This is a genomic window from Microcystis sp. LEGE 08355 (genome assembly GCF_015207185.1).
GTDB lineage: Bacteria > Cyanobacteriota > Cyanobacteriia > Cyanobacteriales > Microcystaceae > Microcystis > Microcystis panniformis.
Genome location: NZ_JADEXI010000897.1, coordinates 1 through 1,274 on the forward strand (window position 1 = coordinate 1; position 1,274 = coordinate 1,274).

Consider the following 1,274-nt stretch of genomic DNA (forward strand, 5'->3'; position numbering starts at 1 on the left):
GGGTGGGAGAGGGGAGTATTTAGAAAACGGGTTTCTTTCAGAAACCCGTTTTCTAGGGGTGGGAGTATGTCAAACTAAAAAGTAAAGCTTAGACAGCCTATCTTTATCATGCCAGATCAGCCAATCTCGATCGCCCAATACTACCACGAGCGGACCAAATACGACCCCCAGACGATCGCCTCAAAAAGTAAAGGTCTTGATTGGAGTCAACAACCCTATCCCTTCAAAGAATACAAAATCGGTCAGACTTTCGATCTCAAACCCTACCTCTCCCGTCAAACAGTTCCCCAAAAAGGAGACTTTTGGCGACGTATATCGCGAATTTTGGGCTGTAGCTATGGTTTAACTGCCAAAATCGCCACTATGGGTAGTCCCTTGTACCTACGTTCCGCACCCTCTGCCGGTGGATTATACCCCGCCGAGGTCTATCTGATCTCCCGTGGCACGGAATTTTTGCCCGCCGGTCTCTACAGTTATCAAGGTCAAAGTCACTCGCTGCTTTTATTCTGGGAAAGTGATGTCTGGACTAACCTGCAATCTGCTTGTTTCTGGAATCCTGTTTTAGAAAATACCGATATCGCTTTAGTTACCAGTGCCATTTTTTATCGGTCCGCTTGGCGCTACGAAGATCGAGCTTATCGGCGTATTTTCCTCGATACAGGGCATTTATTGGGCAATATTGAGCTATCAGCCTCGATTAATGACTATCGCGCTCATTTAATCGGTGGTTTTAACGATAGTCAGATGAATGAATTGCTTTATCTTGATTCCGAGAAGGAAAGTGTTATGACGGTGATTCCTTTGGCAGATCTGCTCAATATCCGGCAAAATCTCCCCCCTAGTACCACGGCACTCCCTTCGGCAACCACGACTCTTTATCCCAAAATTGCCGAGGGGGAATTATTAAACTCTCTACACCGAGCGACTATCATAGCTACAGATGAGAAGATAGAAGCAAATATTACCCCCTCTAATTGGGAAGATAAATATAATTTTCCTTTTTGTCTAAAAGTTTCCGTGACATCCCGTCCCGTCAATTGGGGGGAAGATTTAATCGATCTGGAAAGTACGATGCTTAAACGCAGATCCACCCGCGCTTATAGTGGTGCTAGTCTCAGTTTAGACGAATTGCGAGCGCTGCTGCATTTTACCTATCAACCCCAAGATTATGCCGACCAAAATCTCGATCCCAATCCCGATTATTTTGATCTAGATTTATTGGAAACTTTTATCGCTGTTTCGGCAGTAACTGGATTAGAGGAAGGCTGTTATTA

1 protein-coding gene is annotated in these 1,274 nt (G+C 44.9%); it reads left to right on the top strand.

Annotated features, from left to right (window positions below; all coding sequences use genetic code 11):
• Positions 1 to 108: 108 nt before the first annotated feature.
• On the top strand, positions 109 to 1,274 hold a 1,166-nt coding region (locus IQ242_RS25070; RefSeq protein ID WP_193961819.1), incomplete at its 3' end, for a SagB/ThcOx family dehydrogenase.